Genomic DNA, 8,757 nt, shown 5'->3' on the forward strand with positions numbered 1-8,757 from the left:
GATTATCCCTCCTTATTCAACTTGTTTTCCAAGTAGCGCATGTAGTAACTCATTGGCATCGTCAAAATCAAATAGAAGATAGCCACGATGATAAATGGACCAAACGTATCAAATGTCTCTTGCGAAATCATATTTGCTTGGTACATCAAATCCATACCGGCCACGAAAGCCAAGACTGATGAGTTCTTAATCAAATTAATAAATTGGTTTCCAAGTGGTGGAATAACTAACTTAAACGCCTGTGGCAATACCACGTAACGCATTCCTTGCCACCAAGACAATCCATTGGAAAGCGCACCCTCCAATTGACCATTTGGCACAGCATTAATTCCGGCGCGCACGGTCTCAGCAATAAAGGCTGACGTATATAGCGTTAGGCCCAACGTTCCAGCCGCGAACCCACTAATTTTTACAACGTTCGCAATCACCACATAGAAGAACATCGTAATAACCAACAATGGAATATTACGAAGCACTTCAATATAAATACGCCCAATAATATTGGCCGCCTTATTTGGCACAACTTCCATCAAAGCAAAAACAGTTCCTAGAATCAGTGAACCAATCAACGCCAATACTGACGAGGCGATCGTCCAACCAAATCCAGTTAGGAAGTCATGAGCGTGTGTTTGAAATAATGACAACATTACTTAGCCAACTCCTTCCAATCCATTCCCTTAACACCAGCGAACCACTTCTTGGCTAGCTTGGCGTAAGTACCGTCTGATTTGATATCATCAATCGCCTTATTAACAGCCTTGACTAACTTAGGGTTGTTTTCATCCATAGCAACGCCATATGGTTCCTTAGTAAAGGGACCACCGACAACTTCCAAACTCTTCGAGCCGGCAGCCATACCATATAGGATACCGTTATCAGTCGTCAATGCATCTCCTTGACCAGCCTTTAGCGCTGTTAAAGCAGTTGCATAATCAGACAAAGCAACAACCTTAGCCTTAGGCGCGAACTTCTTAACAACCACCGCTGAAGTTGAACCAGCAACGGCCAAAATACGAGCTCCTGGCTTGTTCAAATCGTAAATATCCTTAATGCCACTACCCTTCTTAACCAAGATAGCTTGCCCCGCATTAAAGTAAGGCTTTGAAAAATCAACAACCTTCTCACGATCCGGTGTAATTGACATTGTGGCAATAATCGCGTCGATATTACCGTTCAACAACATCGGAATACGTGTTCCAGATGTAATTTGCGTCAATTCAACCTTTGCTTTTGGATTAACACGCTTCGTAATTTGCTTCGCCATATCAACGTCGAAGCCTTCCAACTTACCAGTCTTGATATTCATCAAGCCCATTAACTTCGTATCACCCTTAACACCCCAGACCATCTTGTCTGACTTCATGATACGATTGTAAGCTTCGTTTTTCTTATCGCTGGCATGCACTGGGGTTGCAACCACACTCCCTGCTAGCAAAGCGACGGCGGCACCAGCAAGTACCGCACGCCAAGTACGCTTAAACTTGCGACTCATACTCCGCACCTCCTAGTGAATGATTTGTGACAAGAATTGACGTGCACGTGGCTCCTTAGGATTTGCAAAGAATTCTTCAGTAGGAGAATCTTCCAAAATTTGACCATCTGCCATAAAAATAACACGATCGGCAACTTGCTTAGCAAAGCCCATTTCGTGTGTCACAACCAACATTGTCATACTTGAATCCGCCGCGATTTCGCGCATAATCTTCAAGACATCGTTAACCATTTCTGGGTCCAAAGCTGACGTTGGCTCATCAAACAACAAGGCCTTAGGCTTCATTGCCAATGAACGTGCAATCGCAATACGTTGTTGTTGTCCACCTGAAAGCGTTGACGGCATCTTGTCAGCCTTGTCAGCAAGACCAACTCGCTCCAACAATTCCATTGCAATCTTCTTATTTTCAGCTTCGTCACGCTTCAAGACCAAACGTGGTGCCAACATAATGTTTTCCAAAACCGTCTTGTTTGCATACAAGTTAAAGTGTTGGAAAACCATGCCAACATTCTTACGCGTACGGTTCATATCAGTTTGTGGGTTAGCCAAGTCTTGACCGTTAACAATTAATTGGCCTTCTTGAACAGGCTCCAAACCATTTACGGTGCGAATCAACGTTGATTTTCCTGAACCAGATGGGCCAAGCAAAACGACCGTTTCACCAGCTTCCACGTCAAGGTTAATATCCTTCAAAGCGTGGAAATCTCCATAGTACTTTTCGACGTCCTTAAATTCGATCATCGACATAATGGTGTTCCTCCTTATTGACAATTTTCTCAAAAATCATCATTCAATATAAAATGACCCGTCGCGATTTTTCGTGACGGGTCGCTATGTTTAATAATAGTCTGTAAGTAAGACTGGTGTCAATTATCTTGTCAGGTTTCTTGACAATCACCTAACCGGCTTACTTTTGCTTATAAGCTAGCTCAACGGCTAACTGATAAGGCTTCGTTGTTTCTTGTAGGTTCACGCGACCACGTACATGGCCAACGCCACCCGTAATTACCGCCGATGCGATAAACAAATCATAATTCTCAAGGGCCAACTCAACTGGCTGCAACCCAACCGTTTTAATCCGGGCAACACGCTGCGCAAACATCTCGTTCAAGCCACCGTAAACTGCCAAGCCACCACGCTCATGCTCCAAGCGGAAGTATGGCAATGGTGTACCCGGATGATTAGCATAAATGACATCGTTACCAGCTGCCAAATAGGCTAACTGATCAGCTTCCGACATGCCGCTATAATCTTGTTGGAACATCCCACTAGCTTGTAGTTGCTCGGCAACTTTCGTTAATTCTGCTTGCATATCAGCGTCAGAAATTGCCGTTGCTGGTAACACATTTTCCTTGGCGTATAATCCGTTTGCTGGTACATAAGGCATTGCTGTTTTGATAGTCTGACTTTCCTCAGCAGGCCGGCCACCCAAAACCTTTTCAATCTTTGGCGAAATATCCCACTTCACCGTTTTCTTCGTATAGTAGTACACCATATTCAGAACCGCAAAATAGGCAATCACGATGAAGGCTAGCATCAATACTGCCCCACGAAGGTAGGCCCCATTTTCAATATGCTTTACGCCCAAGTACAGGACATAAAAATCTCCTGCCGTAGCCAAAACTGAATATACTTGCCCTTTCCACTTGGTATTAACATTAAAGAACCCCAAGTAGTGGTTTAACAAATCTAAAATAGTCAGCATTAGTTTGTTGCACCTCCGTTCGCTGTCGATGGTGTTGTTGCTGGCGCAGTTGAACTAGCCGTTGATGAACTCGTTGCGCTTGAGGCCGGGGCACTTGAAGCACTCGACGTGACGGCACTTGAACTGCTTGCCGGACGACTCGTCTCGCTCGACGAACTTACCCGACTATCAGTCGTATCTTTATTTGTCGATACCGTACTTGCTGATGACGACTCCTCTTGTTTACGAGACGACTCTGTTGTGGCAGACGAGTCTGTCTGACTATCACTGACGACCCGACTCGTCGATGTTTCAGCAGTGTCAGCGGACTTACTCTCTTCAGACTTAGCTGGCGCACTTGTTGATGTCGATGATGACACAATGCTTGAAGAAATTTTTGCCCCATTCGATGTATTCGTTGAAACATTAACAATTGCGTTAGCTGCACTCAACGCCAAAATAATTGAAACTAGTGCAACCGGCGTGATAACGGGTGGTGTTCGATATGCCATAATGTTCCTCCTACCGTGGCCAATTATTCTTGGACAACTTGCTTAACAATTTGATTGATTTCTTCTTTGGTGGTTTCCCAATCGTCATTAATCACGACATGGGCAACGCCGCGTAACGCATCAGGTAATGCCGCATCGCGTTGATATTCTTGACTAGCCAACCGCTCCTTAACCGCAGTCACATCATCCCCACGCTTTTCTAAACGCGTTAACAAATCATTTTCTTCGCTAACAGTGAGATAAATAATAACCGCTTCATCGCCCAATTCTTGCGCATATGTAATCGCGCCGGCCGTATCCAACACGATGGTAATGAATGGATTCTTCTCCCATGCTCGGGCTAAGCCTTCATGGGATGACCCGTAGTGATAATTTGAATACGTCACACTCTCTAAGTAATGATTTTGTTTAAAACTCGCTTCAGTTTCAAAATAGTAATCAACTTGATCAACTTCACCTTCGCGTGGTGCTCGCGTGGTGTGCGTAATAACTTTTGGCATTTCAAAGAATTCATTGAGGTAATTTGCAACAGTGGTTTTGCCAGTACCGGTATTTCCAGTTAGCACAAATACTTTACGATTCATGGGTTTTAACGACTCTCTTTAAACTTAATTATTTCCATTATAAAACCCCGAACTTAAGTTGGCTTAAGTTCGGGGTAAAACGTTAATATTCCTTACCGATTGGGAGACGCATCACCCGCCCAATCATCATCGCCAAAACGACGACAATGACCACTTTGATTAAAGTTGGTATGATGAAGGCCACCAAACCCGTTGCCATCGCATTCGCCAATGGCATCTTAGCCGCTACTGCAAGCCAAACCGTGCCGAATCCCAACTGCAAAAACGCTGCAATTAGGTTCCAAGCTGTCAACGCATACCACTTGGCGCTCAACTTAATACCCCACCCAATAATAAGTGGGAACAAGAGCATCCCAATAAGGTAACCACCCGTTGGCCCGATAACGATACCGACACCAGAAGTCCATCCTGCAAATACAGGCATCCCGACTACCCCGAGCAATAAGTAAACCGCCACGGCCGATAACGAAATCGGTAGCAATGTCACCGACGCAACTAACGGTACAATCATCGTTTGTAGGGTTAACGGCACAATCCCCGTTGGAATTGACAAAGGTGCCAATACCGCAATCATTGCTGCAAAGACGGCGGCTAGTACAAGCTGTCGTGTTTTCATGAAATAGTCCATCCTGTCATATTTAATTTCGTGATTTCACCAGAATAGAAAGTTTGTTGGCCAGTATCCGTTTGCACAAACAAGCCACCATCATCCAGCACATCTTGAACACGCCCCTGGATGATTTGTTTGCCAACAACCAACTCAACCTGTTGACCAATTACGAGTGATAATTTGCGATAGTCGCGCATCACATCACGGGCATCTAACGAAAAATAGCGAACAAAATAATTTAATAGCGATGCCACCAGCTGTTCCCGATCAACTTGTTGATCAGTTAACGCGCCGGCCTTTGCCTGGATGTCAACCGGATAATCGGTTGGGTTAATATTCAAACCGATGCCAATAATCAAATGATTGCCGACTGATTCAACTAAAATGCCGGCCACTTTTTTATGCTGATAGTACAAATCGTTGACCCACTTAATGCCAACTTGCACACCCAATTCAACTGACAATGCGGTGGCTGCTGCCACAGCTGCACTTGTTGTCACCTGACCCGGATTGAGCGTTCGACTATCAGCCACTGGCCAAATCAAAGTTAGATAAACACCAACTTGATCTGGCGAAAAATACTGTCGGCCATGCCGACCGTACCCTGCCGTTTGTTCGTCTGCCACAATTGCCACTGGCGTCTTCAACTGTGTATTCCCAATCAACCGTTTTGCGGCAGTATTGGTTGAATCAATCGTGGCATAACTTGTAATTGTCACTGGACTTAAGGTTGTCAATCGTAATTGATCCATGGTCCATCCCTCCAAACTTTCTAATCCCCATCATCACAGTTAGTCATGGCGTTCTCTACCAGCATAACCAACTGTTCCTATCATACCATGTACACACACCAGTCAGGTTACCCGCTTTAACGCAAAAGGACTAGCCCAGAAATCTCTGCACTAGTCCTTTTGCGTTAATTATTCTAATGAGGCTTGCTTTTCATAAAAGCGAACCCGATCGACAATCGGTTGCACTAATTGACGATAACGACTCACTAAATCGATTTGATTTGTGGTCGTTTCCTCTAATTCTTTCACATGTTCTTCCGCAATCGCGCGACCAATCTTTTTAATCCACCAAACCGATAGTCGATGCCAACGTCCCATTTTGTCATGGTTTGTCGCACCCCGTAGTTGAAAGAAATCACCATACTGTTGGACAAGGTAATTAAAATTATCGACACAAATGTGTTTGAAATAAGTCGCATCAATCGGATGGAGGCCAACCGTGAACAATAAAATATGTTTATCATACAGCGCCGGAATCAGCGTATTTACTAGATTAGCAATTTTAACGCGGCCATGAAATACTGGACCACCAAAAACAATCGTATCGTAAGTTGTTAAATCCAACGCGCCGATTTCATCAAGTCGATACAAACTAATCTGCAACTCATTTGCAATCCAGCGGGCATATTTTTCAGTATGCCCGTAGTGACTGTCATAAATCACAACCGCACTCATTCACGTGTCCTCCCCATCTATCTTTCTGCCACTATCATACAAGTTGTAAGTTGATGACGTGTGCAAAAGTTTCGAAGATAGTGTGAAGTCCGACAAAAATCATTACTTATTCAATAAGCCCTTGAAAAAGTTAACAATTGGATTCCAAATATTCGTGACAAACCAGTTAGCGGCTTGCTGAACATCCTCTGAATTCGCAAAATCCTTCGCCTTAGCCATCGCATCCCCAGCTGAGTTTTCAAGCTTATTTGATAGGCTCTTAGCATTATCGACGAAGCTAGATGAGTCAGAAATTGGGGCGTCCGCAACGCCTACCAATGCTTGCGCCATCGTTTGTACCGCCGCGTCGGACGTCTTTTCGGCAATACCTTGCTTATCCAAGTTAATGTTTAATTGATCAATTGCAATATTAATTGTAATGTTTTGTCCGTCTTGCTTTTTCTCAGCCAGTTCACTAGCTGTGTTAGTTACTGCTGACGTCAGCTTACCAGGGTAGGCCTTATCGTCTTTGTTATCATTCACGGCATCCGTCGTAGCGGCTAGCATGTTATTAGCTGCCGACGTATTTTGTTCGTTCAGCGTGATACCATCCGTATCCAAAGCCTTATAAACACCAGCCAAGGCTGCTTGCCCAGAAACTTGTTGGTTTGCTGTTACCGTAATAATCACATCTTTTACACCAGCCATCGTAGCTGCCATCGCATACTGTTGTGAGGTTACTTGCGTAATATTATCCTTACCATCGAAGTTCTTAATGTTTACCAGCGTCCCCGTACCAGGTTCAGCCGGTGCAATGGCAACAGAACTAATCATCGCACTATCTGCCACGCCCGAAAGACCAATGTATGATGCGTCGGCACCCGTTGTTGTTAATTTTTCATAGCTGTCTGTCACTCCCAGCGTTGTCGCAAGGGCACTTTGATCTGAGGCCCCAGCCCCATACACAACATACGACTTTGATAAGGCCCGTGTTTGCACGTTAGTTGTTGCCGCTGCTTGCACAGCGTTCGGTTGCACCAGGACGGTCGCCGTCACTGTTGTTGCCCCCAGCAAAGCCGTTGCTAGCAACGTCGTCGTTATAATTTTCTTAGTTTGCATCGTTATTTCCTCCGATACCATCGTTTTCATCGTTACATAATTGTAACATATCGCGCCTTAAACAGAACTTCAAAACGCAACGCGCTTAGTTTGTGAATTTATTGTGAACAGTTTGCACGAAGTTTGTGTATTCCGCTCACAAACAAGGAAGAAAAGAGTACTATTATAAGGTAATATCTCGTTTAGAAAGTGAGGCAATTGTGACATGGCGATTCAAAAATCAAGTTTGCTAACAGCAACCCTTCTATTGGCTAGCGTCTTATTCGCTAGCCCTGTGTTAGCTGATGACACGACAACCGCAGCATCATCAGCAATAACCGTCAGTGTCGTTAGCGACAATACTACAGATCCTGCGACAAGCACGGCAACGATAGATGAATCAACAGCAGCCACGCCAATTGTTTTACCAGCATCAGCCAAGTCTGAAGAAGAAACCAGCACGGCCAGTGAAACAACCGCTACTCCAGAAACGTTAGAGGCGTGCGTACCAAACACACCGGTCGTATTACCTGAAGAAACAATTACTGATTTTGTACCACCCGTTACCGAAACGCCAGTTGAAAGCAACCCTTCTGATAGTAACAAGGCTAGCGAAGTCGTTTCGTCAGAATCAGTTGGGCAAGCAACAACACCAACTGAAACCGACTTGGCTAATAAGGTCACAACTTCAGAAACACCGGTCCAACCCATTACTGACCAGTCCGTTACACAAACGCAAAAGGTCACGACTAGCAAAACGTCTGACGCACGGACTGCGACAACGCAACGAACGGCAAGTGCCACTACACCGCGTACTTCAGTCACCGCACCAACGACGGTCACAACTAGTCAAGCTACAAATCAACAGGTTACCGCTGTTAACAGCAGTGATGCACAACCCGCACAGCCAGTTGCGCTGACCACAGCAGTTGCGCAAGAACCAACCGATGTTGCCCCAACAACAAGTCAAACGGCACAAGCGGTGGCTAGTTCAACAGTTAAAGCAGCTGTTACAACTGCCACAACGCATGAAGCAGCCACCCTTGGCACACCGTCAGAAAGCCAAGCTAATACCGTTGCGCAAGAGCCAACCACAGCAGCCACGGCAATTCATGAAGTGGCTGTCCGCGCTGGCCAAATGGCAGATGACATGCTACCGCCTGGCGCTTACCAAATGAATTGGGGCCCGGTCGCTATCACCACATTCTCAGTTGCTTTGGCTTCTTGGATTATTGCTTACTACACAATTCGCCGACGCCAAGCCGACCGTGAACGTGATATTCTTAGTCACTAATGTTGAATAACTAATAAAAACCGCAATGATTTATTACG

Annotated in this window: 11 protein-coding genes; 1 reads left to right on the plus strand and 10 read right to left on the minus strand. The window is 45.0% G+C overall.

The features are described from left to right. Positions 1–2: 2 nt before the first annotated feature. From ESE_RS0103900 to ESE_RS0103945, 10 genes are all read right to left on the minus strand, one after another. On the minus strand, positions 3–647 hold the full coding sequence (locus ESE_RS0103900) for an amino acid ABC transporter permease (protein WP_010371543.1): 645 nt from the start codon (positions 645–647) through the stop codon (positions 3–5). Beyond that, positions 647–1,492 (minus strand): transporter substrate-binding domain-containing protein, encoded by an 846-nt coding sequence (locus ESE_RS0103905; RefSeq protein ID WP_010371546.1) that lies wholly within the window; start codon positions 1,490–1,492, stop codon positions 647–649. Before ESE_RS0103905 ends, ESE_RS0103900 begins: the two co-directional genes overlap by 1 nt. A gap of 12 nt (positions 1,493–1,504) precedes the next feature. Beyond that, positions 1,505–2,233, minus strand: coding sequence for an amino acid ABC transporter ATP-binding protein (locus tag ESE_RS0103910; RefSeq protein WP_010371549.1), 729 nt, complete (start codon positions 2,231–2,233; stop codon positions 1,505–1,507). A gap of 166 nt (positions 2,234–2,399) precedes the next feature. Continuing rightward, a complete protein-coding gene (locus tag ESE_RS0103915) occupies positions 2,400–3,197 on the minus strand; it encodes a DUF6681 family protein (protein WP_010371551.1) in 798 nt (265 codons plus the stop codon). Next, on the minus strand, positions 3,197–3,688 hold the full coding sequence (locus ESE_RS0103920) for a hypothetical protein (protein ID WP_010371554.1): 492 nt from the start codon (positions 3,686–3,688) through the stop codon (positions 3,197–3,199). Before ESE_RS0103920 ends, ESE_RS0103915 begins: the two co-directional genes overlap by 1 nt. A 23-nt stretch (positions 3,689–3,711) precedes the next feature. Further along, positions 3,712–4,272, minus strand: coding sequence for a guanylate kinase (locus ESE_RS0103925; RefSeq protein WP_010371558.1), 561 nt, complete (start codon positions 4,270–4,272; stop codon positions 3,712–3,714). 82 nt (positions 4,273–4,354) lie between these two features. Beyond that, on the minus strand, positions 4,355–4,888 hold the full coding sequence (locus tag ESE_RS0103930) for a biotin transporter BioY (protein ID WP_010371561.1): 534 nt from the start codon (positions 4,886–4,888) through the stop codon (positions 4,355–4,357). Then, complete coding sequence (locus ESE_RS0103935; RefSeq protein WP_010371563.1) at positions 4,885–5,634, minus strand: biotin--[acetyl-CoA-carboxylase] ligase; 750 nt, start codon at positions 5,632–5,634, stop codon at positions 4,885–4,887. The genes ESE_RS0103930 and ESE_RS0103935 overlap by 4 nt, the downstream gene beginning before the upstream one ends. A gap of 168 nt (positions 5,635–5,802) precedes the next feature. Continuing rightward, entirely contained in the window at positions 5,803–6,348 is a 546-nt protein-coding gene (locus ESE_RS0103940) for a flavodoxin domain-containing protein (RefSeq protein WP_010371567.1), read from the minus strand. Between the two features lie 102 nt (positions 6,349–6,450). Continuing rightward, positions 6,451–7,446: a DUF1002 domain-containing protein gene (locus ESE_RS0103945; RefSeq protein ID WP_010371569.1), complete on the minus strand. Its 996-nt coding sequence runs from the start codon at positions 7,444–7,446 to the stop codon at positions 6,451–6,453. A 205-nt stretch (positions 7,447–7,651) separates the two neighbouring features. On the opposite strand from ESE_RS0103945, the gene ESE_RS0103950 reads away from it, so the two are divergent. Then, a complete protein-coding gene (locus tag ESE_RS0103950) occupies positions 7,652–8,719 on the plus strand; it encodes a ribonuclease E domain-containing protein (RefSeq protein WP_029237450.1) in 1,068 nt (355 codons plus the stop codon). Positions 8,720–8,757 lie beyond the last annotated feature (38 nt).

The sequence above is a fragment of the Weissella cibaria KACC 11862 genome (assembly GCF_000193635.1).
Lineage (GTDB): Bacteria > Bacillota > Bacilli > Lactobacillales > Lactobacillaceae > Weissella > Weissella cibaria.